Annotated in this window: 18 protein-coding genes and 1 tRNA gene; 3 read left to right on the top strand and 16 right to left on the bottom strand. The window is 71.9% G+C overall.

Annotation, left to right across the window (positions count from 1 at the left end; genetic code table 11):
• Positions 1 to 141: 141 nt before the first annotated feature.
• From BJ989_RS07985 to BJ989_RS07950, 8 genes are all read right to left on the bottom strand, one after another.
• Positions 142 to 1,770 (bottom strand): GTPase domain-containing protein, encoded by a 1,629-nt coding sequence (locus BJ989_RS07985; protein ID WP_179517749.1) that lies wholly within the window; start codon positions 1,768 to 1,770, stop codon positions 142 to 144.
• The gene (locus BJ989_RS07980; protein ID WP_179517748.1) at positions 1,767 to 5,567 is read right to left on the bottom strand and encodes a GTPase; all 3,801 of its coding nucleotides are present in this window, start codon (positions 5,565 to 5,567) and stop codon (positions 1,767 to 1,769) included. Before BJ989_RS07980 ends, BJ989_RS07985 begins: the two co-directional genes overlap by 4 nt.
• A gap of 392 nt (positions 5,568 to 5,959) precedes the next feature.
• Positions 5,960 to 6,036, bottom strand: a tRNA-Met gene (locus tag BJ989_RS07975).
• Positions 6,037 to 6,130: 94 nt separating this feature from the next.
• A complete protein-coding gene (locus BJ989_RS07970; RefSeq protein ID WP_343049185.1) occupies positions 6,131 to 9,124 on the bottom strand; it encodes a UPF0182 family membrane protein in 2,994 nt (997 codons plus the stop codon).
• Positions 9,117 to 9,722 (bottom strand): PPA1309 family protein, encoded by a 606-nt coding sequence (locus BJ989_RS07965; RefSeq protein ID WP_179517747.1) that lies wholly within the window; start codon positions 9,720 to 9,722, stop codon positions 9,117 to 9,119. Before BJ989_RS07965 ends, BJ989_RS07970 begins: the two co-directional genes overlap by 8 nt.
• Complete coding sequence (locus BJ989_RS07960; protein WP_179517746.1) at positions 9,722 to 10,822, bottom strand: YlbL family protein; 1,101 nt, start codon at positions 10,820 to 10,822, stop codon at positions 9,722 to 9,724. The genes BJ989_RS07965 and BJ989_RS07960 overlap by 1 nt, the downstream gene beginning before the upstream one ends.
• Before the next feature lie 46 nt (positions 10,823 to 10,868).
• Positions 10,869 to 11,111: a hypothetical protein gene (locus BJ989_RS07955; RefSeq protein WP_179517745.1), complete on the bottom strand. Its 243-nt coding sequence runs from the start codon at positions 11,109 to 11,111 to the stop codon at positions 10,869 to 10,871.
• A gap of 57 nt (positions 11,112 to 11,168) precedes the next feature.
• Positions 11,169 to 11,606 carry a molybdenum cofactor biosynthesis protein MoaE gene (locus tag BJ989_RS07950; RefSeq protein WP_343049184.1) on the bottom strand — a complete coding sequence of 146 codons (438 nt, stop codon included), beginning with the start codon at positions 11,604 to 11,606 and terminating at the stop codon, positions 11,169 to 11,171.
• Between the two features lie 37 nt (positions 11,607 to 11,643).
• On the opposite strand from BJ989_RS07950, the gene BJ989_RS07945 reads away from it, so the two are divergent.
• Both BJ989_RS07945 and BJ989_RS07940 read left to right on the top strand, forming a co-directional pair.
• A complete protein-coding gene (locus tag BJ989_RS07945; RefSeq protein ID WP_179517744.1) occupies positions 11,644 to 13,107 on the top strand; it encodes a zinc-dependent metalloprotease in 1,464 nt (487 codons plus the stop codon).
• The gene (locus tag BJ989_RS07940) at positions 13,104 to 13,748 is read left to right on the top strand and encodes an NUDIX domain-containing protein (RefSeq protein ID WP_179517743.1); all 645 of its coding nucleotides are present in this window, start codon (positions 13,104 to 13,106) and stop codon (positions 13,746 to 13,748) included. Before BJ989_RS07945 ends, BJ989_RS07940 begins: the two co-directional genes overlap by 4 nt.
• Here BJ989_RS07940 and BJ989_RS07935 read toward each other — a convergent pair.
• The 3 genes from BJ989_RS07935 to BJ989_RS07925 all read right to left on the bottom strand — a co-directional run bounded on the left by BJ989_RS07935 (position 13,667) and on the right by BJ989_RS07925 (position 16,482).
• Positions 13,667 to 14,197 (bottom strand): M48 family metallopeptidase, encoded by a 531-nt coding sequence (locus BJ989_RS07935; RefSeq protein ID WP_343049493.1) that lies wholly within the window; start codon positions 14,195 to 14,197, stop codon positions 13,667 to 13,669. The two genes, BJ989_RS07940 and BJ989_RS07935, sit on opposite strands and share 82 nt — an antisense overlap.
• Positions 14,198 to 14,276: 79 nt before the next feature.
• Positions 14,277 to 15,344, bottom strand: a complete 1,068-nt coding sequence (locus tag BJ989_RS07930) for a PHP domain-containing protein (RefSeq protein WP_343049183.1) — start codon at positions 15,342 to 15,344, stop codon at positions 14,277 to 14,279.
• A gap of 319 nt (positions 15,345 to 15,663) precedes the next feature.
• The gene (locus BJ989_RS07925) at positions 15,664 to 16,482 is read right to left on the bottom strand and encodes an enoyl-CoA hydratase/isomerase family protein (protein WP_179517741.1); all 819 of its coding nucleotides are present in this window, start codon (positions 16,480 to 16,482) and stop codon (positions 15,664 to 15,666) included.
• 168 nt (positions 16,483 to 16,650) lie between these two features.
• Between BJ989_RS07925 and BJ989_RS07920 the strand changes: the two genes are divergently transcribed.
• Positions 16,651 to 17,634, top strand: coding sequence for a hypothetical protein (locus tag BJ989_RS07920; protein ID WP_179517740.1), 984 nt, complete (start codon positions 16,651 to 16,653; stop codon positions 17,632 to 17,634).
• A 19-nt stretch (positions 17,635 to 17,653) separates the two neighbouring features.
• On the opposite strand, the gene BJ989_RS07915 is transcribed toward BJ989_RS07920, so the two are convergent.
• The 5 genes from BJ989_RS07915 to BJ989_RS07895 all read right to left on the bottom strand — a co-directional run bounded on the left by BJ989_RS07915 (position 17,654) and on the right by BJ989_RS07895 (position 21,219).
• Positions 17,654 to 17,914, bottom strand: a complete 261-nt coding sequence (locus BJ989_RS07915; protein ID WP_179516469.1) for a hypothetical protein — start codon at positions 17,912 to 17,914, stop codon at positions 17,654 to 17,656.
• A gap of 167 nt (positions 17,915 to 18,081) precedes the next feature.
• Positions 18,082 to 18,210: a hypothetical protein gene (locus tag BJ989_RS18225; RefSeq protein ID WP_281363162.1), complete on the bottom strand. Its 129-nt coding sequence runs from the start codon at positions 18,208 to 18,210 to the stop codon at positions 18,082 to 18,084.
• 116 nt (positions 18,211 to 18,326) lie between these two features.
• Entirely contained in the window at positions 18,327 to 18,650 is a 324-nt protein-coding gene (locus BJ989_RS07905; RefSeq protein ID WP_179517738.1) for a WhiB family transcriptional regulator, read from the bottom strand.
• Between the two features lie 106 nt (positions 18,651 to 18,756).
• A complete protein-coding gene (locus tag BJ989_RS07900; RefSeq protein ID WP_179517737.1) occupies positions 18,757 to 18,993 on the bottom strand; it encodes a hypothetical protein in 237 nt (78 codons plus the stop codon).
• 153 nt (positions 18,994 to 19,146) lie between these two features.
• Positions 19,147 to 21,219 carry an ATP-dependent DNA helicase UvrD2 gene (locus BJ989_RS07895; RefSeq protein ID WP_179517736.1) on the bottom strand — a complete coding sequence of 691 codons (2,073 nt, stop codon included), beginning with the start codon at positions 21,217 to 21,219 and terminating at the stop codon, positions 19,147 to 19,149.
• Between the last annotated feature and the right edge of the window lie 31 nt (positions 21,220 to 21,250).

Here is a 21,250-nt window from a genome sequence, read left to right as displayed (position 1 = left end):
CAGGGGCGGCTTCCGGATCTCTCCTGGAAACCGCCCGCCCCTGACCTGCTCCAGGAGCGCGGCGCGCTGGCGGACTTGATGCGTAAGCCCTTCGGTGCACCGCGGGCGCAGAATGGGAGGGTCGGCTAGGCCTTCCGACCCCTAGATGGCCATCAGGCGCCGTCCGGCCACCACGGTTGCACGGACTTCGTCGACACTAGTCTTGAGCGCATCGACCTGTTCGTCGTCGATCCCGACCGACTCGGCGATCGTCGCGCGCGTCGCTTCGACTTCATGTTGCCAGCTAACAAGTGCTTGATCGGCGGCGTCCTGCGCGATTCCCCGCACCTGCTTATGGAGCTCGTCACGACGCTCGCGCCTCCGCTTGGCAGCCTGCTTGTCCTGGACGATGTCTTCGATTAAGCCAGCGAGCTCGACGATGGCTGGTAGTGCGTGGACGGCAACTTCGACCTTCGGCACCGACTTGCTCGCGTTTGCCACGGCTTTCGTCGCACCGCCGGAAGCCTCTTTGGGGGTCTCCTTCGCCGCTTCCTCGAGCTTCTTGACGGCGTCGAAACTCGACTTGACCTTGTCCGTGACGCCTCCGAGCCGGCCGGCATACTTGCGCTGCCCATCCTTCGCCGCAGGTCCAGCGTCAGGCTCAAACAACTGAGTTAGGACCTGCCAGCCGGGACGTTCCCGTTGCCGCTCGAACGTCACTCCCGCTTCGCTCGCGAGCTTGTCGAGGGCAGCGCACTCTCGCAGCCACCACGTTTCAAGCACGTGGTCGACGGACGACTGGATCCCCTCGGCACTGACCGACTGCCGCCGGACTGACGCGTTGATGGCGTCCTCAACCGCCCCCATAATCGAGACCCTGGCCGCCGCATCCAGGACGTCCAACTGGCTGATCTGGATGTCTCTCCGCTTGATGAGACCTTCGGCGTGATTGAGTCCTGCCTCGAGATCTTCGAGCTCGGCCTCGCTGCTCAGCAATGCTCGTCGAACGTGAGAAGCCCAGAAACGAGCCACCGCCGCCGCACGCAAGGCCCTGGTGTCGCGAGTCGCCACATGTGAGAAGGCCGCGGCAAGGTCGCTCATGCCGTCGAAGTCGCGGGATTCATCCCATACAGTGGGGTCCGGCGACGACGAAGCGCCGGCAACCTGCTCGAAGTCGGGCACCACTACATGAATGGGGATCGTTTCGTCCAGCTCCAGCGATCGTCGCAGTTCGGCAACCTTGTTGGCTGCCCGGTCGCGATACCCGTCGAGGTCGTAGAGCGGGTTCGCACCGGCGTCGTCGAAGCGTGAGATCACGACTATCAGAGATCCAGGAATCCAGCCCTCCTCGATGAGCGCGAGAAGTTGATCCCGCTCCCCCGTCGGAAGCTGCGGGTTCACGACGATGCACGCGACGTCGGTCAAGGCGATGGCGTCCATCGCCTGTCTGGTGTTGACCTCGGCGCGCAGGTCCGTGGGGAGATCTACGTCAGGGTCCGAGATGCCCGGAGTGTCTTGCAAGACATACCCATCGACCTCAACGTGCCTCGACTCGAAGGTCTCGTGACGAGCACTGATCGTGAGCCACTCAGGTACATCGAGGCCAGCATCCACCAGCAGGCGGCGAGCAATCGCGCTCTTGCCCGTGTCGAAGGCGCCGAACAGCGTTATCACCGGCTTCTCGCGTTGGGCGAACTCATCGAGCGACTTGCGAAGTTCGTCGGCCCGATCCTCGCCCACCGCGCGCCGAAGCCATTCCTGGAATCGCCGGTCCTCTAGCACTTCACTCACGAGAACTCCTCCTTGGCGCCGGCCTGGACTCCAGGCGCCCTTTCGATCAAACGCAGCGAAGCCGCGCGTCGAGCACGAAGTTCCTCGATCGCAACCTCGATCGAGGCACCACGGTCGGTGAGCGCGTCCACCTGAGCCAACAGCATGGCTTCCTGCTCTTCTAGATCGAGTATGAAACCGGGCTTCTCGTCTGTTCCCCGCACGATGCTCGCAACAACCTCCGACATCGTGTCCCGAACGTAATCGACCGCCCTATGGCGCGCAGCCTCACGACCATCTTCAGCCTTGAGATCTTGGAGGAAGGCAAGGACGTCCCATGCGGTTGCGACGACGCCAAGGACTGCACCCGCCTTGGCGACTCGTATTCCGCCTTTGACGGCGCCCCAAGGCGGGAACTTGACCCCAAGCGCCTTGCCGATCTTGTAGACCGGCTCGCGGCTGCCGAAGGCTGACACGATTCGAGATGCTTCGTTGAGAACACGGCGCGCGAGCGCTTCACCTCCGGCACCGGACGACGTTCGCAGGGCACCGTTCCGACTGCTCGCGTTGACTCGAGCCTCCATCTTGCGGACCCTGCGGTCAATGGCGGACGCGTTGTTCGCCCACCACTCGTCGACTTCTCGGTTGGCCGAAGCGAAGAATGCCGTCAGGCCGGCCTTGAGACGTGGATCTCGCCACCACTCCTCAAACGCGTCAGCAAGAGCATCAGCTTCCTCGGGTCCGGCGCCCAACGCCTCGCCGATCAGCTCATTGGCATGGTCGTCGACGAGTTGCTCGACCTGCCGGATCAGTGACTTCATCAGAAGTCGGAGATCGGCGAGGCCCTCGTCGTACGTGGTAGCGAGATCGATGCAATCGGCAACCTCTGCCTGAAGTTCCTCGATCGCGAGGCCTTCGGCCTCAGAACTAGTCATCAAGAGCGCTAGAAGGCCGTCGCGCTCGCCGACTCCCGCGAGGATGGATGCGGTTGACGCGTCGATGCTCACTAGCCCGTCAACGAGCGGGCGGATCCCGTCCCAGATGCGATGACGGTCGACGTAGTCAGCTGCGGTCACAGGCACACGGTTGCCGACCATGCCGAACGGATCCGCAGACACGGACCAGACACGCTCCGGAGTCACCGGAATGCCGTGGAAATGCAAAGCAGCAACGAGTTCGGCTTCCTTGCGCCGGCAGCGCGTCAAGAAGTCACGTGGGGACTCCTCCGGATCTGCTCCGATCTCGTCGATGCGACCCACCACGAAGAAGGCTCTCGCCGCCTTGGCAACCATGCGCCGCGATCCGCCCAGCACCTCGACCAGTGCAGCCGTGTTTCCCAGCAAGAGGTTCGTGCTGAGCACGACCACGGCTAAAGCAGCATCGGCGGACTCGGCGACCGCCAACTCATCATGCGCCTTGTTGTGACCCTGGAATCCCGGAAGGTCGACAAGCGACACGTGGCCAACCTGATAGACCGAGGCCTTGGCGGTCTCGGGAGCGGCGTGAATTTTGAGTCCGGGAGGGACCGGCTCTCCTAGTTCGACGAGCAGGCGCTTGACCAGGCTCGACTTGCTGGAGCTGTAGTCACCCAGGAGGACGATCCGCGGCGGGCCGGCCGAACCGGTCGCAACCCTAGACGCAGAATCCTCGAGATGCACCGCAAGCCGTGCATCCTCGATCCACTTCTGTAGTTCATCGGTATCAACCGTCGCTGACAATGAAGTGACGAAGTCCTGGAACCTATGCAAGCCTTGGCCCGCTCGCTTCTGGAACTCTTCCACGTCGTGGGGCGAGAAGGAGCGGTGATCACCCTCGGCAACGTCGACGAGCTCCCAGCTCTCGCCGAGCAGCACATCGCTCTCAGTAGTGCCGTAGCCTGCGGAGTCGAGCACGACTTGGATTCCATGCTGGATGACTGTCGCTGCTGACGGTGCGGCGGGAATCCCTCCCGCGTGGGATTCGAGGACCTCAGCGAGGCGTTCCAACTCGTCATGCATTTCGTGTGCGTCGACGGTCTCCTCGATGAGAGTTCGCACGGATTCCGCTGCCTCAGCCCATGCCGTCCCCAAGAGCGCCGCAAGGTGACTGGAATGCCACTCGTCAAACTGCGTGGAGACAGCCGACCTCGCCTCCCCAATCGCAGACGAGCGGGCAGCCACCCTTTTCTGCTCGGCCTTCTTGCGGTTCTTCCGGCCAAGGAAGCCAGCCATCGCGGCCCCGATCGCGAGGCCGCCAAGGATGGCCGCAGCGGTCCAGCCTGCTGGATTCCAGAACTGAGTGGTGGCGACGATTCCCAGAACAGCGCCTGTGCCGCTGGCCGCGATACCGCCGGCCTGGAGCGCGGTTGCGATCTGCCTACGCCCCTTGCCAGCGGCCCCGTGCACCGCGGACGACCGACGACCCATCAGGTCGAGATCCTCGCGCCCCTCAGTGCCCGTAAGTTTCAGGTTGTCGTTGATGAATTGATCGACGTCGCGGCCCACCGCTTGCAAGGCCGCAGCGACATCCTTCGGCCGATACACGGCCTTGTCGAAGGCCTTTCCGCCAACCTTCTTGCGTCTGTCGAAGGCGTCAGTGACGAGATTCTCCGCGCGGCGCAATGACTTGGATCGCTCGGCACCGAGATGCGACGTGAGTAGCGACTTCGCGTGCCGTGCGAGGCTACCGGTCACCGGAGCATCGAAAGGCTCGCCTCTGGCGGCCTCAAGCCGGGTGAGCAGATCGGGAACTTCGGAGGACGCCGGTCCGAGATGCTGCACACGCAGGTCCTCATCGGGGTAGCCGAGAACGGCGAGCATCTGCGCGATGCTTCGTTCCAACACGACGGCCTGCTCGAGTCGTAGTTGCGCGAGCGTGTCGAGTGCGGACACCCATTGCCCGAACGTGGTACGCAGACCGTCGCGCAGCGCCGCCAGTCGGAGATCATGTCCGCCGACTGAGAGACACGCTCCAAGGAGCGCCTCCAATGCGGGGAGATTCGACCAGTGCTCGAGGTACTCCGCCCCGAAACGTTCAAGCTCGGCGTTAACGGCTGGCGCTTCGGGGCCCCTAAAGGGGCGAGTTGCTCTGGCAACCAGGGCGCGACGCGAGTTCAGCGCCACAACGGGCACACCGGCAAGGCCGATCCGGGCCAGTTCGGCGTTGATGTTGTCGACGTGTTGGCGCACCGTTGCGTTGAGCGATCTTCGACTCTCGCGGTCCTGGGTGCGAATGGGATGCCGCCATCGGTCCGTTCGGAAGTTGAGCACAGCGATGGCTGGCTTACCGTACTCCTGCACCCAGGCGGCGACTTTGGCGAACTCGGCTTGTTGCTGGCTTTGGCTGTCGAAGCAGAGGATCACGACGTCTGCGATCTCCGTAGCCTCTCGCGCTTTGTCCTCGAGCTCGCTTCGACTGCGTCGGCCTCCCCAACCCCCGGTCCCCGGGGTGTCGTAGAGGCGGCATCCGTGCCAGTCGATGGCGTCGACCTCGACCGTCCAGTCGCTGTCACCTGGTGACACCCGCCCGCCATCCAAGCGCCCCATCGCCGACATCAGCGTGCTCTTGCCGGCGCCGGTTCGCCCGAAGAAGACGATGTTGAAACTACTCAGACGTGCGCGACTATCAGCGACGCGCCGCTCAAGATCATCAGCGGCTGCCAGTGCGAGTTTTGCAAGAGCCGATTCCGATCCAGAGCTGTTCTCATCTAAGTCACCGACGGCAGCACGCAACTGCCCGGTAGACGCGTCCACGATCTGAGCGATCTCATCAAGAGCCAGTTCACCTTCGCGGATCGAACGCGCGACGGCATCGAGAAGCGCCTGCTCGGTGCCCTGCATACAACCTCCAACCACGTCTTCAACGGCGGCGAGGCTCGGCCGTCTACAGCCCCACTGGCCGCGAGGCATCCACCGCGAGGAGACCGACGAGCTCAATGGTCCTGCTCTCCTCAGAGTAGGTGCTGAGATGAGTCGCCGACTTCCACTTGCCGGTAACGAGCTCGGTGATGTCCCCGGACCGTGTGCAGATAGGGCCTGGACTACCGCGCGAACTTCTGACCGGGCCATCGCAGATTCCAGCCGGATCCGCTGAGATCCAGCCGAATCCAGCGCCGTCGCGACCGACGGCACACGGCAGCATCTGCGGACAAGTTGCGGACAAGAGCCGAAAACGCGAATCAGGGGCGGCTTCCGGATCTCTCCGGAAACCGCCCCTGACCTGCTGTTTCTCTTGGTAGCGGGGGCAGGATTTGAACCTGCGACCTCTGGGTTATGAGCCCAGCGAGCTACCGAGCTGCTCCACCCCGCGTCGGTGATCCCGACTTTACGGGACGGACCCGCGGAGCACCAAACCGGGGTGGCGTGAGCCGGCTCTCAGCCGAGGGCCGGCCCACGCCGCGGGCTCAGCGGCCGCTCTCCTGCCCGGCGCCGCCGCCCGCCTCGGCGTCGGCCGCGGCGAGCGCGCGGTTGACGAGCGCCGCAGCCTGGTCGTTCAGGCGCTGGTACTCGGCGAGGTCACCCTGCCGCAGCGCGTCCTGCGCCTGGTCGTAGAGGCCATCGGCCTGGCGCAGCAGCTCGGCGACCGTCGCCTCCGCACCCGGCTCGGGCTGGTTCGGGACCTGTCCCTCACCGGGGTCGCCCTCGCCTGCCGGGGGCTCGGGGCTCGGCGTCTGCACACCGCCCTCCTCGATGCCGAGGAGGTCGCGCACCGCGTCGGCGTACGTCGCGCCGAAGCCGACGTCCTCGCCAAAGGAGACCGCGGTGTACTGCAGCACCGGGAAGGACCCGTCGCCGGTCTGGCGGATGGTGTAGATCGGCTGCACGTAGAGCAGCCGGTCGTCGACCGGGATGGTCAGCAGGTTGCCGTAGACCGCTCGCGACTCCGAGCCCGCGGTGAAGCGCAGCAGCGCGTCCTGCAGGTCCTCGTCGGCGTTGATGCGGCTGGCCACCTGCCCCGGGCCCGAGACCTGGCGGCCGCCGCCGGCGGCGAGGTCGAGCACCCGCAGCGTGCCGTAGGTCTCGCTGTTCGCCTCCGCGTCGACGGTCATGTAGGCCGCGAGGTTCTCGCGGTTGACCGGCACGAAGGTCGAGGTGAGCGAGAAACGGTTCGCCCCGTCACGCTCCACCGAGAGGCGGTAGGGCGGCTGCAGCGCCTGCTGGTTGGGGTCGGTCGGGACCTCCCAGCGCTCGTTGCCCTGGTAGAAGTCCGCCGCGTCGGTGACGTGGTAGCGGGCGAGCTGGAAGCGCTGCACCTTGAACAGGTCCTCGGGGTAGCGCATGTGCTCGAGCACCGCGTCCGGGATCTGGTCCTTGGCCTGCACCGTGCCGGGGAAGGCGTTCATCCACGCCTCGAGCATCGGGTCGCTCTCGTCCCAGGCGTAGAGCGTGACCGTGCCGTCGTAGGCGTCGACGGTGGCCTTGACCGAGTTGCGGATGTAGTTGATCTCGTCGGTCGGCAGGGTCTGGAAGGCCGAGCCGTCGTCGAGGGCGTCGTCGGTCATCTCGTCGAACGACTCGCGCTCCGAGAGCGGGTACTGGTCACTGAGGGTGTAGCCGTCGAGGATCCACAGCACCTTGCCGTCGACGACCGCCGGGAACGGGTCGGCGTCGACGGTGAGCCACGGCGCCACCTTCTCGACCATGAGCGCGGGGTCGCGGTCGTAGAGGATGCGGCTGTTCTCGTGCACGCGGTCCGAGAGCACCAGGTTGGGCTCGCCGAAGCGCACGGCGTAGAGCACCTTGCGGAAGAGGCTGCCGATGTCGACGCCCACCTCGCCGTCGTAGGTCGAGGTCGCCTCCGACTCCTCGGTCTCCTCGCCGCCGACCGAGATCGGCAGGTCGAGCTCGAGGTCGGGGTCGTCGGCCTCGCGCTTGCCCACCACGGAGTAGGCCGGGGCGTTCTCGCCGTAGTAGATGCGCGACTCGTACTCCCCGACGATGTCGGTGAGGTCGCCCAGCGGCGGGTTGGCCCAGCGCGGCTCCTCGTTGCCGGAGGCGGTCTGCGCGCTGTTGTCGGCGGGCCGCTGGTTGCCGAAGGCGGCGATCACGCCGTCGCCGTGGGTGTAGACGGTGTGGAGGTTCGCCCAGTTCTGGCTGGTCTCGGCGATGCCGGCCTGGTTCAGCTCGCGCACGCCCAGGACCAGGTCGCGCGGCGTGCCCTCCACGTCGTACTGGTCGACGTCGAGCACGTCGGCCACCGAGTAGTAGCCGCGGATCTGCTGGCTCTGCTCGAAGGCGGCCGGGATGATGTTGGGGTCGACCAGGCGCACACCGGAGCTCTCGATCGCCTGCTGGGCGACGATCTCGTCCTCGGCGGCCGACACCTCGACGCCGCCCGCGGTGTAGGGCACCACCTCGCTGTCCTCGAGGTCGTAGGCCGCGCGGGTCGCGTCGATGTTGCGCTGGATGTAGGGCTCCTCCTTGTCGGCCTCGGTCGGGTCGACCTGGAACTGCTGGACGACGCCGGGCCACACCGCGCCGAGCAGCACGGCCGACAGCGCCAGCATGGCCAGGCCCATCGAGGGCAGGATCCAGGTGCGGCGCCAGACGTTGAGGAAGAACAGCAGCGCGCAGATCACCGCGATCCCGGCCAGGATGTTCTTGGCCGGCAGCACCGCGTTGTCGTCGGTGTAGGTGATGCCGGTGATCAGCCCGCCGGCGTCGTTGAGCAGGTCGAAGCGGTCGAGCCAGTAGTCGACGGCCTTGGCGAGCACGAAGAGGCCGACGAGCACGGACAGCTGCACCTGCGCGGCGCCGGTGAGGCGGTCGCGGCCCTGGAGCCGGATGCCGCCGAAGAGGTAGTGCACGACCGCGGCGGCCATCGCGCCGATGACGGCGGCGGCCATGGTGAAGTCGACGAGGTAGTGCCACCACGGCAGCTCGAAGACGTAGAAGCCCACGTCGCGGTCGAAGTAGGGGTCGGTCGTGCCGAAGTCCACCCCGTTGCGCCACAGCAAGTAGGAGCGCCACTGCCCGGTCGCCGAGGTGCCGGCGAAGATGCCCATCACGACGGCGACGCCGACCAGCAGCCAGGTGCGGATCGGCAGCACGGCCTCGCGGTAGCGGTCGAGGTTGCCCTGCTCGGGTGAGGGCGGGCGGAAGAGCGGGCGGGTCTTGAAGGCCACCGCCATGTTGACGCCGACGACGATCGCCATCAGGGCGCCGAAGACCAGGAAGAGCCCAACCCGGGTCCACAGCACCGTGCTGAAGACGCCGAGGTAGCCCACGGCGTCGAACCAGAGCCGCTCGGTGTAGACCGACGACAGCGCGGTCAGCAGGACGAACAGGCCGGCCAGGACCACCGCGGTGATGACGAGGGCCCGTGACCTCCCCGAGGCGGCCTGGGGTCGCGGCGGGGGCGCCGGTCGCCGGGGCTGGTCGCCGAACAGGTCACTCACGTGCGTCCTCCTGGTGGGGGTGCGGGGTGTCGGGGGTCGGCTCGGGGCCGTCGTCGAGGGTGTCGCGCAGCAGCTGCAGCAGCGCCGGCACCAGGTCGGTGCCGCCGACCACGGAGGCCGCGTCGTCGTGGGCGCGCAGCCGCAGGGCGCAGTACGACGCACCCGCCCGCGTCACGCCGGCGACGATGCGCACCTCCTGGCGGTCGGGGTGCTCGCGCGCGAACTCCTGCGCCGCCGAGGGATCCTCGGGCAGCGACTCGTCGGCCCCCGGGGGCAGCACGAGGCGCTCGACGACGGCGGCGCAGCCGGCGACGCCGTCGGGCCAGGTGATCTGCTCGAGCACCTGCTCGAGGGGGCGGTCGGGGGCGAGGGTGTCCTGCTCCACCGGCGTCAGCGACCCGGCGGCCGAGGAGTCGTCGAGGCCCATGAGCGAGGCCAGGGCCGGCTCGCGGGCGACCAGCTCGGCGGTGTCGACCAGCGCGTAGAGCTGCGCGGGCCGGTCCCACCCGCCCTCCGCGCTGTGGGCCTCGATCTCCAGGACGGCGGCGGCCAGCGCGGGGTCGCCGTCGAGGTCGGCCAGCGGGTCGTGGTCGCTCATCAGCCCTCCTCGGTGCACGCGGGCAGCTCGGCGTCGGGGTCCTCGACCCACGCCTCGATCGCGAGCCGCGCGTCGTGCATGGTCTCGGCGCGCACGAGCCGCACGTCGCCGCGGGGCGCGCGCAGCGCCTCGGCGCAGTTGTCGGGCGGCACGAGGAAGAGCCCGGCGCCGGCGTCGCGGGCGGCGGGGATCTTCTGCGCGATGCCGCCGATGGGCCCCACGTCGCCCTGCGCGTCGACGGTGCCGGTGCCGGCGACGACGCGGCCGCCAGTCAGCGAGCCCGGCGTGAGGGTGTCGTAGATCGCCAGCGAGAACATCAGCCCGGCGCTCGGCCCGCCGATGCTGTCGGGCACCTCCACGTCGACCTGGAAGGGGAAGCGGTAGCCCGGTCCGGGGAGGATGCCGACCAGCGGGCCGTCCTCGGTCGCCTCAGGCTCGACGGTGACCGTGCGCTCCCGGCCGTCGCGGCGCACCTCGAACTCCACCGGGGTGCCGGCACCCGCGGCGCGCACCACCTGCCCGACCTGCTCAGCCGAGGAGATCTCCTGGCCGTCGACGGCCTCGATGACGTCGCGCACCTGCAGCCGCCCCTCGGCCGGCAGGCCCTCGGTCACGTTGAGCACCTCGACGACCGGCGTGACGTCGTAGCCGAGCTCGCGCAGCGCCGCGGCGGTGGCGGCGTCCTGCGAGGAGACCATCTGCACCGACGACTCCCGCCGGGTCTCCTCGGCGGTCTCGTCCTCGTCGTAGACGGCGTCGTAGGGGTAGACCGCCCGCTCGTCGTCGAGCCAGGCGCCCATCGCGGAGAACAGGTTGACCCGCGCGCGCGGCTGGGTGACGTAGACCGTCGTCATCCGCAGCTCGCCGTCGGTGCGGTAGGTCCGCGCGCCCTGCACCTGGATGCGCTCGCGGCCGTCGTCGGAGGCGAGGACGTCGAGGGTCAGGCCGGGCTCGTAGGTCACGAACGGCACGGGCAGCAGCGCAGCCGCCAGCCACAGCACCAGCAGCAGGGGCACGGCCACGAGGCCCGCCACCGTGCGCTGGCTCGGTCGTCCGGCGGGCGCGTCAGCACCGGCGTCGACCTCGGTGGCGCCCGTCATGGCCCCAGCCTCTCACCCCGGAGAAGGGTCCGGGCCGGGGGCCGGGTCAGCGCGGACCGGCGCCGGGGGCGCGTCGCGACGGGCGCACCGCGATGCCGGTGCTGCGGTCGCGCGGCCGCGCCACGCCGGTGGCCCGCGCGGGCGGCTCCTGCGAGAGCGCGGCAGCCATCCGGGCGAGCGCGGCCTCGCGGTCGACCTCGTCGCGACCTTTGCGGCCCGACCACCCGGCCCACGCCATCGCCGCAGCCGTCACGGCGGCGGGGGGCACCAGCCACAGCAGGATCTCCACCACCGCAGTGTGCGGCGCGCGCCGGAGGTCGCGGCGCCGCCACGCCGGAGCGCGCGCTCAGGGCGTGCCCACCCACTCCTCCGTGCCGTCGCCGAAGCGCTGGTGCTTCCAGATCGGCACCTCGGCCTTGAGGGTGTCGATGAGGGCGCGCGAGGCGGTGAACGCCTCGCCGCGGTGGCCGGCGGTGGTCGCCACGACCACGGCGACGTCGCCGATCCCGAGGCTCCCGACGCGGTGGACCGCGGCGACGCCCTGCACGTCGTGCTCCTCGGCCACCCGCCCGCAGACGTCGCGGAGCCGGTCGAGGGCGGCCGGGTGGGCGGAGTAGTCGAGGCCCACCACGCCCTTGCCGGCGTCGTGGTCACGCACCCGGCCGACGAAGAGCACCAGACCGCCGGAGGCGTCGTCGTCGAGGGCCCCGACCACCTCGGCGACGTCGAGCGGGGTCTCCCGCAGGTCCACGAGGCGTACGGCGGGGTGCAGGTCGGCGGCCACGCCGCCACCCTAGTGCGCCGGCAGTACCGTGGACCCCATGAGCGACGACGCCGCGGACCGGCCCGGGGACGGGCAGAACCCGTTCGAGGGCACGCCCTTCGAGCAGCTCTTCCGCAACCTGTCGGGGGGCGCCGGCGGTGTCGGCGGCTTCGGGGTCCCAAGTGCCCCGGGCGGCATCCCGGGGATGCCCGACCTGGCCGCGCTGATGGGGCAGGTGCAGCACCTCTTCGCCCCCCACGAGGGGCCGGTCAACTGGACCCTGGCCCTCGACGTCGCCCGCAAGGCCGTCGCGCAGGAGCCCGACCCCTCGCCGACGCAGAAGCAGAGGGACGCCGTCGCCGACGCGGTGCGCCTCGCCGACCACTGGCTCGACACCGCCACCGGCTTCCCCTCCGGCGTCACCACCACTGCCGCCTGGTCGCGCGCCGAGTGGGTCACCTCGACGACCCAGGTCTGGAAGGGCCTGGTCGAGCCGATCGCCGCGCAGGCCACCGGTGCGCTGGCCGACGCGCTGCCCGAGGAGGCGCGCGCGATGGCCGGACCCGTGCTCGACATCCTGGGTCGCGCCACGGGCGCGATGGTCGCGACGCAGGTCGGTCAGGGCCTCGGGGCGCTCGCGGGCGAGGTGCTCACCGCCAGCGACGTGGGCCTCCCCCTCGGCCCTGACGGGGTCGCCGCGCTGGTGCCGGCCAACATCGCCGACTTCGCCGACGGCCTCGACGTCACCGCCGACGACGTGCTGCTCTACCTCGCGCTCCGCGAGGCCGCCCACCAGCGGCTCTTCGCCCACGTCCCGTGGCTGCGCGAGCACCTCCTGGGCGCCGTCACCGACTACGCCCGCGGCATCGAGATCGACGTCAGCGGCCTCGAGGAGCAGGTGCGCGGGCTCAACCCAATGGACCCCGCCGCCCTGCAGTCGGCGATGGAGGGCGGGCTCTTCGACCTCGCCCAGTCCCCCGCCCAGCTGGCCGCGCTGCAGCGCCTCGAGGTGACGCTCGCGCTCGTCGAGGGCTGGGTCGACGAGGTCGTCGGCCAGGCGACGGCCGAGCGGATGCCGGCGGCCGCGAAGCTGCAGGAGGCGGTGCGCCGACGCCGCGCGGCCGGCGGCCCCGCCGAGCAGACCTTCGCCTCCCTGGTCGGCCTCGAGCTGCGCCCCCGCCGTCTGCGCGACGCCTCCACCCTGTGGGGCTCGCTGCGCACCCGGCAGGGCGCCGAGGCCCGCGACGGGGTGTGGACCCACCCCGACCTGCTGCCCACCGCGGCCGACCTCGACGACCCCCTCGGCTTCCGCGAGGACGCCGCCGCGCCCGACGCGCTGAGCGAGGACGAGTTCGACGCCGAGCTGCAGCGGCTGCTCTCCGGCGAGGCCCCGGGCACCGACGGGGGCAGCGACGGGGGCAGCGACGGGGGCAGCGACGGAGGCCCGGACGGGGGCACCGAGGGGAGCACCGACGGCGAGGCCGAGGACGACGGCGGGGACGCCGGCGACCGGCCGGCGTGAGCCTGCACGCCGACGCGCTGCACACCCTCGACGGCTGGGCGGCCCCCTCGCCCGCGCAGGAGGCGCTGCGCGCCCGCTTCACCGCCCACCTGCGCGAGCACCCCGACGGGGTCGAGCGCGGCTGCCGGCCCGACCACCTGACGGCCAGCACCGCCGTCCTCTCCCCCGACGGCGCCTGGGTGCTGCTGACGCTGCACGCCAAGGCACGGCGCTGGTTCCAGGTCGGCGGGCACTGCGAAGAGGGCGACCGCTCCCTCGCCGGCGCGGCGGCGCGGGAGGCAGCGGAGGAGTCCGGCCTCGTCGGGCTGCGGCTCGACCCGCAGCCGGTGCAGCTCAGCGAGCACGCCGTCCCCTTCTGCGGCGGTGCCGGCGGCGTGCACCACCTCGACGTGCGCTTCGCCGCGGTGGCGGAGCACGGTCCCGAGGCCGACGAGCACGTCGTGAGCGAGGAGAGCCTCGACGTGCGGTGGTGGCCGGTCGACGCGCTGCCCGACCCCGACCCCGACCTCGTCGAGCTGGTGGCGCTGGCCCGCGAGCGGCTCGCGACGCTCGCGCCGGCTCAGGGCGTGTCGGTCCCCGGCGCGTCGGCCTCGCTGGCCGGGGGCTCGACGTCGGCCGCGGCCGACCAGCCGAGCAGGTAGCCCCGGGCGCGCTCCGCGCGGGGATAGCGCTCGACCCACGACCAGAACTTCGCGTCGTGCCCAGGCTCGAGCAGGTGGGCGAGCTCGTGCACCAGCACGTAGTCGACGACCCAGGTGGGCATCCCGCGCAGCCGGCTCGAGAGCCGGATCGAGCGGTCCCCGGGGGTGCAGGACCCCCACCGCGCTCGCTGGTTGTCGACCCACCGCACCGAGTCGGGGACGGCCAGGCCGCCGAGGTAGGTGTCGTTCAGGTGCAGCGCCCGCGCCAGCAGGTCGGCGTCGCTCGGGCTGCGCCGTGCCTCCGCGCGCTGCAGCCGCGCGACCATCCGCGCCACCCAGTCGGCCTCCTGGCGCCGGCTCAGGCTCGCGGGGACCAGCACGACGACGGTGTCCCCGTCGCGGTACGCCGAGACCGTGCGGCGGCGTCGCGACGAGCGGCGTACCTCCACCCGGGGACTGGCCGGCAGCGGGCCTCGGGCAGGGGGGACCGCGTCCTCACCCGCGTCCGCGACCGCCACCCTCCGCACGCTAGCGGACGGAGGTGTCCCCCGCGGCCCACGCGAGCAACCTGTCGCGCGGCCAGGTGTTGACGATGCGGTCGGGCTCGATGCCCGCCGCCTCCGCACGCTCGCAGCCGTGGTCGAGGAAGTCGAGCTGGCCGGGGGCGTGGGCGTCGCTGTCGATCGAGAAGAGGCAGCCCACGTCGCGCGCCAGCTCGAGCAGCCGGGTCGGCGGGTCGCGCCGCTCGGGCCGCGAGTTGATCTCCACCGCGGTGCCGCTCTCGGCGCACGCCTCGAAGACCGCGCGGGCGTCGAAGGACGACTCGGCCCGGGTGCCGCGCCCGCCCGTGACCAGCCGGCCCGTGCAGTGGCCCAGCACGTTGGTGCGCGGGTGCCGCACGGCCGCGACCATCCGCCGCGTCATCGCGGCACGCTCCATCTGCAGCTTGGAGTGCACGCTGGCGACGCGGAGGTCGAGACGCGCCAGCATCTCGTCGCTCTGGTCGAGCCCGCCGTCGTCGAGGATGTCGACCTCGATGCCCTTCAGCAGGGTGAAGCCCTCCCCCGGGCCGGCGTCGGCGCGGGCCACGAGGTGGGCGTTGACCGCGTCGACGACGTCGAGCTGGCGCGCGAGGCGCTCGGCCGAGAGCCCGCGAGCGACCTTGAGGCGGGGCGAGTGGTCGGTGAGCACGAGGTAGTCGTGGCCCAGCTCGATGGCGGTGAAGGCCATCTCCTCGATCGGCGAGCCGCCGTCGGACCAGTCGGAGTGGCTGTGGCAGTCGCCGCGCAGCGCCGCGCGGTGGGCGCGCCCACCCTCGACGAGCGGGCCTGCCTGCTCGGCCTCGAGCCGGGCCAGCCGCTCGGGCACCTCCCCGCGCACCGCCGCCGCGACGACCTTCGCGGTGCTGGCACCGACCCCGGGCAGCTCGGTGAGCGTGCCCGCGTCGACCCGGGCGGCGACCTCGTCCGCGGGCAGCGGGAGCAGGGTCGCCGCCGCCGCCCGGTAGGCCTTGACCTTGTAGGTGTCCTCGCGCGCCCGCTCCAGCAGGAACGCGATGCGGCGCAGCGCTGCCACCGGACCCGCGTCGTACGACACGCCGTGCTCCTCCCGACGACTTCTCCTCCACAGCCCGTGCCCGCCCATCCTGGCTGGTCACCGGTGGGGCGGTGACACCGCCCGGGCGTGTCGTGCACAGCCCGGTCCCCCACCTGCGGACCCCTGTCCACCGTCGTCGTGCCTGGGTCCACACGTTGTCCACAGCCCTGTCCACAGGGGTGGACAGACAGGCGTTGACCCGCGCGCCCGACGCTCCTAGGTTGCTGCCCAGAGGGCCCCCGGCGGGTCCGCTGCGGTCGGGAAGGGGAAGCCCAGCCGCAGGGACGAGCCGGGGGCCCGCTGCCACCTGAGGTGGCCGCTACTCCCCCCGGAAGACCGGGGCCCGCTTCTGCTGCACGGCGGCGATGCCCTCCTGCAGGTCGGCCGTCGCCAGGGTGATCGGCTGCGCCATCGCCTCCCACTGCAACCCCGCCTCCAGGTCGGCGTGCCCACCCTGCAGCAGCGCGAGCTTGGTCAGCCGGGTGGCGATCGGCGCGGCGCCGGCGACCTGCTGGGCAGTCTCGATCACCGACGCCTCGAAGTCCGCGGGGTCGACCACGCGGGAGACGAGACCGAGCCCCAGCGCCTCGTCGGCGTCGACGAGGCGGCCGGTCAGGAGCAGGTCGCGGGCCCGGGCGGGGCCCACCACGTCGGGCAGCAGGTGGGTCGCCGCCATCCCGGGGTGCAGACCGAGGCGGGTGAAGGGCACCCCCAGCCGCGCGCCGGCCGCGGCGTGGCGCACGTCGCAGGCCAGCGCGACGCACAACCCGGCACCGATCGCCGCGCCGTTGAGCGCGGCGATGGTCGGCACCTCGAGGCTGCGGATCGAGAGCCAGGCGCGGTAGAACGCCACCATCCGCGTGCGCAGCCGGTCGACCGACGCCCCCGGCTCGCTGGCCAACCAGGACGTGTCGCCGCCGGAGCAGAAGGCCTTGCCCTCCCCCGTCACGACGACGACCCGCACCTCGGGGTCACCACGCAGCGCGTCGACCGCCCGCACCCAGCTCGCGGTCATCTCCGCCGACATGGCGTTGCGTTGCCCCGGGTTGTCCAGGGTCAGCCGCGCGACGCCCGGCGCGGGCCGGTCGAGCCGGAGGTGGGTGAGGTCGAGGTCGGAGGTCCCAGCGCTGGCAGCCATGGCGGCAGGCTAGTGGTCGGCGCGGACGACGGCGTCGCAGCCGACGCCGCAGCCCGGGGACCACGGCCGCTGCCCGGACCGCAGCCTCTGCCGACGCCGCCGACGCTGCGGGTGCGGGGCTGTGGAGAGCGGCCCACGGTGACGGCCGGCCGGTGGCACCCTCGCGGGGTGAGCAGCCGTCGCCTCGATCCCGGCCCCGTGCCGTCCGCCCCGGCCGCGGCGGGGCGCGACCCCGACCCGGTGGTGTGGGTCCTCGCCCCGGGGGTCGCCGTCGTCCGCCGCCCGCCCGACCACGTGCAGGTCGGCACAGGCGACCGGGCGGTCGTGGTGGGCGCCCGTGACGCCGTACGCGGCCTGCTCGACCGGCTGGGCACGAGCGGTGCCGTGCGGACGCCGGGCCGCCACGACCTGGTGTGGCGGCGCCTGCGCGAGGAGCGACTCGTCGTGCCGGCCGCGTCGTTGCGGCGCGACCTCACGGCCGCAGGAGGCGCGGTCGGTGCGGCGAGTGAGGGAGGCGAGCCGGCGCGGGCCGCTGTCGCCGCGGCGTACGCCGTGCACGGCGAGGCCGCCCCGACGCTGCTCGCCCGGCGGCGCTCACTGGCGGTCGGGGTCGCCGGGCGGGCCGACTGGTGTGCTCGCGTCGCCCCGCTGCTCGCGAACGCCGGGCTCGTCCCGTGGACCGACCCGGAGCCCCGACGCCGGACCGGCGGTGGGGCGGCCCCGGCGGCGTGGGTGCTGCTCGACCGGCCCGAGGCCGCCGACGACCTGCTGCGCACGGCGACACCGCACCTCCACGTGGTCGCCACGCCGCGGGGCGGGGCGCGCGTGGGCCCGTTCACCGCCCCGGGCGAGTCGGCCTGCGTGCGCTGCCTCTCCGCCGCCCGGGCCGACCAGGATCCCGCGGCGCCGCTGGTCGACCTGCAGCTGAGCCGCGCCCGCGCGACCGTGCGCGGCGACACGGTGGCGCCCGCGCCGGGCGACCCGACGCTGGTCGCCGTCGCGCTCGGCCTCGCGGCCGCTGACCTCCTGCGCTGGGTCGACGGGCGGCGACCGCAGACCTGGTCGGCGACCGTCGAGGTCGACGACCGGCTCGACCTCACGCCGCGGCGCTGGCCGCTGCACCCGCGCTGCGGGTGCGACTGGGCGGCCTGACCTCAGCGCGGCGGGCCGGTCACCACCACTCGCTGTCGAGCTTGGACTCCATCGCCCGCAGGTGCTCGCGCGAGCAGCGCGGACAGAAGCTGCGGGTGCGGCCCCGCTCCGTCGCGGTCGTCCACGTCAGCGCCGCCCGGGCCGCGTCCGCCTCGTGGGCGCCGCAGAAGTCGCACGTGCGCGGGCCGGGCGCGGGGCTGACCTCGGGTCCCGCCTCGGGGCCCGTCTCGAGGCCCGTCTCGGGGCCCGTCTCGGGCGGCGTGCGCTCGGCTCCGACCACCCCACCACCGTAGCCGGACCCGGCCGGCCTCGCCGTGCACGCTCCGGGTGGCACGGCGGCACGCACGAGAGCCGGGCCCGACCCCGGCACGCGGTGCGTGCGGGGCCGGACCCGGCTCGGGTGTCCCACGACCAGGTCGATCGTCGAGGGTCGGTGCCGCGCCCTGCTCAGAGGGCGCGGGCGATGGCGAGGCGCGCCTGCAGCGCCGCCTTCTCCGCCTTGCGGCTCATCCGCTGGTGGATGGCCAGCTGGTGGCCGCGCCGCAGCTGCTGCGCCTCTCCCAGGCGCGCGGACATTTGTGCGCGTGCCAGGTGTTCGTGCATGAGTTCCATGTCGGTGCTTCCGTTCGCTCGGTGCTTCATGAGGGTGGTCTTCTCCGGTGGTGCAGGTGTCGGGACGGGCGGTCGGGGGCTCAGGCGGCTGCCTCGCTCTTGCGGGGCCGGCCACGCGGGCGCTTGCGCGGGATCACCACGCCCTGCAGGAAGAGCTGGCCTCCCCAGACGCCCCACGGCTCGCGCCGCTCGAGCGCCCCGTCGAGGCACAGCGACTGCACGGGGCAGCCCTGGCACAGGGACTTGGCGAACTCCACGTCGGACGGGGTCTCGGCGAACCAGAGCTCGGGGTTCTCCACCCGGCACGGCAACCGCTCCTCGTCCACCTCCTCCGCCGCGTCGTGCAGCTGGCCCAGGGTTGCCGGGAGCTGCTCCGTCGCGCGGTCGAGAACGCTGATGGTCATGTGTCACCTCCTTCCGTCGACCTGGTCGTGTGTGGTGCGGGAAACAGAAAAGCCGCGGATCCCGGTGGGGATCCGCGGCCTGGAGGGTGCCGGCGAGCTGAGCTGGTCAGCTGGTCGGTGGTCTCCAGGCAGGGGTCCCCCAGAACGGGGTGGCCGGCACGAGGGCGGCGCCGCCGCGGGCCTCGACGCCGGTGCGCACGCCGACGACGTCGGCGCGCTGGGCGGCGATGGGCGCACGGGTGCCCTGGACGGCCACGAGGGAGGCGTGGGCGCAGGTGGGCACGAGGGCGCGCGACGTCCCCGTCAGGGACATCGGCTTCGCGGTCGTCGCGATCGTCATCATCTGGTCCACCTCCTCCGGTGGGTCGGGGCGAGGTCCGTGGCAGGGACCCTGGTCGCCGGGCGTTGGTGAGGACCGTAGCGGGTCCGCAGTGTCATGGGCAATCGAATTTACGGGTATTACAACGAAATTTTCCTCCGGCGCCGCCCGGCGGCCTCAGGAGAGCAGCTCCAGGACCTCCTCGCCGTACTTCTCGAGCTTGCCCCGGCCGATGCCGCTGAGCGCCAGCAGTGCCTGCGGTGACCGGGGGCGGTGCTCGGCGATGAGCTGCAAGGTGGCGTCGGTGAAGACGACGTAGGCCGGGACGCTCTCGTCGGCGGCCTTGGCGAGCCGCCAGGCCCGCAGCCGCTCGAAGAGCTCCTCGTCGTAGGACGCGGGGCAGTCCTCGCACCGCCCGGTCTTGCGCGCCGCGGGCGTCTCCAGTGGCCTGCCGCACTCACGGCAGTGGGCCGGCTGACGTCGCCGGGACCGGCCGCGCTCGCGCTGGCCCCCGCCGTCGTCGAGGCCAGCGGGGCGCAGGCCGTCGAGGAAGCGCGACGGCTTGCGCGAGGCCCGCCCTCCGGGTTGGCGCGCGAGCGCCCACGACACGTGCAGCTCCCGGCGGGCCCGGGTGACCCCCACGTAGAGCAGGCGCCGCTCCTCCTCCACGGCCCCGGGACCGGTCTCGATCGCGTAGCTGATGGGCAGGGTGCCGTCCTGCAGGCCGCAGAGGAAGACGACGTCCCACTCGAGGCCCTTCGCGGCGTGGAGGCTCGCGAGGGTGACGCCCTCGGCGACCGGGGCGTGCTGCTCGGCGGCACGGCGGTCGAGGTCGTCGACGAAGGCCCCGAGGTCGGCGGGCTCGTCGCGCTCGGCGGCGGTCCGGGCGAACTCGGCCGCCTGGTCGACCAGCGCCTGCAGCGACTCCCACCGGTCGCGCGTCTGCCCGCGGGCGGTCGGCGCGTCGGTGGTCCAGCCGACGCCGGACAGCGTGGCGCGCACGTCGTCGAGGAGGTCGTCGGCGGTGCCCCCGCCACCGCCGCGCGCGGTGCCGCGCAGCAGGGTGACCGCCTGACGCACCTCGGGGCGGTCGAAGAAGCGGGCCGCGCCACGGACGACGTAGGGCAGGCCGCGGGCGGCGAGCGCCTCCTCAAAGGCCTCGGACTGGGCGTTGATGCGGAAGAGCACCGCCACCTCGGACAGCGGCACCCCGGCCGCACGCAGCTCGAGCACCCGGGCCGCGACCGCCTCGGCCTCCTCGACCTCGTCGGCGCGCTGCGCCCACGACACCGCCGGGCCGCCGTCGCGCACGGCAGTGAGCCGCACGCCCTCGCTGGGGCTGCCGGACAGCAGCCGGTTGGCGACCGAGACGACCTCGGGGGTGGAGCGGTAGTTGCGCACCAGCTCCACCGAGGTCGTGCCGGGGTGGTGGGTTGCGAAGTCGCGCAGGTAGGTCGAGTCGGCTCCGGCGAAGGAGTAGATCGTCTGGGCGGGGTCGCCGACCACGCAGATCTCGTGGCGACCGCCCAGCCACAGGTCGAGCAGCGCCTGCTGCAGCGGCGAGACGTCCTGGAACTCGTCGACGACGAACCACTTGTACTGTCGGCGGACCTGCGCGGCCACCCGCTCGTCGTCGGCGAGGACGCCCGCGCACAGCAGCAGCACGTCCTCCATGTCCATGCGGCCCGCGCTGCGCTTGACGTCCTCGTAGGTCGAGAGCACCCGCGCGACCACCTCGGGGTCGGCCTTGGCCACCGAGCGGCCGCGCGACGCCGCGACGCGGACGTAGTCGTCGGGGTGGACGTTGCTCACCTTGGCCCACTCGACCTCGGAGGCGAGGTCGCGCAGCAGCGCCTGGTCGGTGGGCAGCCGGTGTCGCCGGGCCGCGGTCGCGACCAGGCCGAGCTTGGACTCCGTGAGGGTCGGCAGCTCGCTGCCGTGCACGCGGGGCCAGAAGTAGCGCAGCTGGCGCAGCGCGGCGGAGTGGAAGGTGCGCGCCTGCACCCCGCCGGCGCCCAGCGAGCGCAGCCGCCCGCGCATCTCGCCGGCCGCGCGCGTGGTGAAGGTGACCGCGAGCACCTCGGTGGGCTCGTAGACACCGGTGCGCACCCCGTGGGCGATGCGGTGGGTGATGGCGCGGGTCTTGCCCGTGCCGGCGCCGGCCAGCACGCGCACCGGCCCACGCAGCGCCTCGGCGACCGCACGCTGCTCGGGGTCGAGCGCGGCGAGCAGGTCGTCGGCGTGCGGCATGAGGGAACATCTCCTCGGAGCAGGTGGTTGG

The sequence above is a fragment of the Nocardioides perillae genome, assembly GCF_013409425.1.
Taxonomy (GTDB): Bacteria; Actinomycetota; Actinomycetes; order Propionibacteriales; family Nocardioidaceae; genus Nocardioides; species Nocardioides perillae.
Note: the sequence above shows the minus strand (reverse complement) of the source record. Positions and strands in the feature narration are given on the sequence as shown.

Coding starts and splice junctions, on each gene's coding strand:
- BJ989_RS07900 (WP_179517737.1), bottom strand. CDS start 18,993: ATGATGACGATCGCGACGACCGCGAAGCCGATGTCCCTGACGGGGACG.
- BJ989_RS07965 (WP_179517747.1), bottom strand. CDS start 9,722: ATGAGCGACCACGACCCGCTGGCCGACCTCGACGGCGACCCCGCGCTG.
- BJ989_RS07905 (WP_179517738.1), bottom strand. CDS start 18,650: ATGACCATCAGCGTTCTCGACCGCGCGACGGAGCAGCTCCCGGCAACC.
- BJ989_RS18225 (WP_281363162.1), bottom strand. CDS start 18,210: ATGTCCGCGCGCCTGGGAGAGGCGCAGCAGCTGCGGCGCGGCCACCAG.
- BJ989_RS07980 (WP_179517748.1), bottom strand. CDS start 5,567: ATGCAGGGCACCGAGCAGGCGCTTCTCGATGCCGTCGCGCGTTCGATC.
- BJ989_RS07945 (WP_179517744.1), top strand. CDS start 11,644: ATGAGCGACGACGCCGCGGACCGGCCCGGGGACGGGCAGAACCCGTTC.
- BJ989_RS07960 (WP_179517746.1), bottom strand. CDS start 10,822: ATGACGGGCGCCACCGAGGTCGACGCCGGTGCTGACGCGCCCGCCGGA.
- BJ989_RS07925 (WP_179517741.1), bottom strand. CDS start 16,482: ATGGCTGCCAGCGCTGGGACCTCCGACCTCGACCTCACCCACCTCCGG.
- BJ989_RS07895 (WP_179517736.1), bottom strand. CDS start 21,219: ATGCCGCACGCCGACGACCTGCTCGCCGCGCTCGACCCCGAGCAGCGT.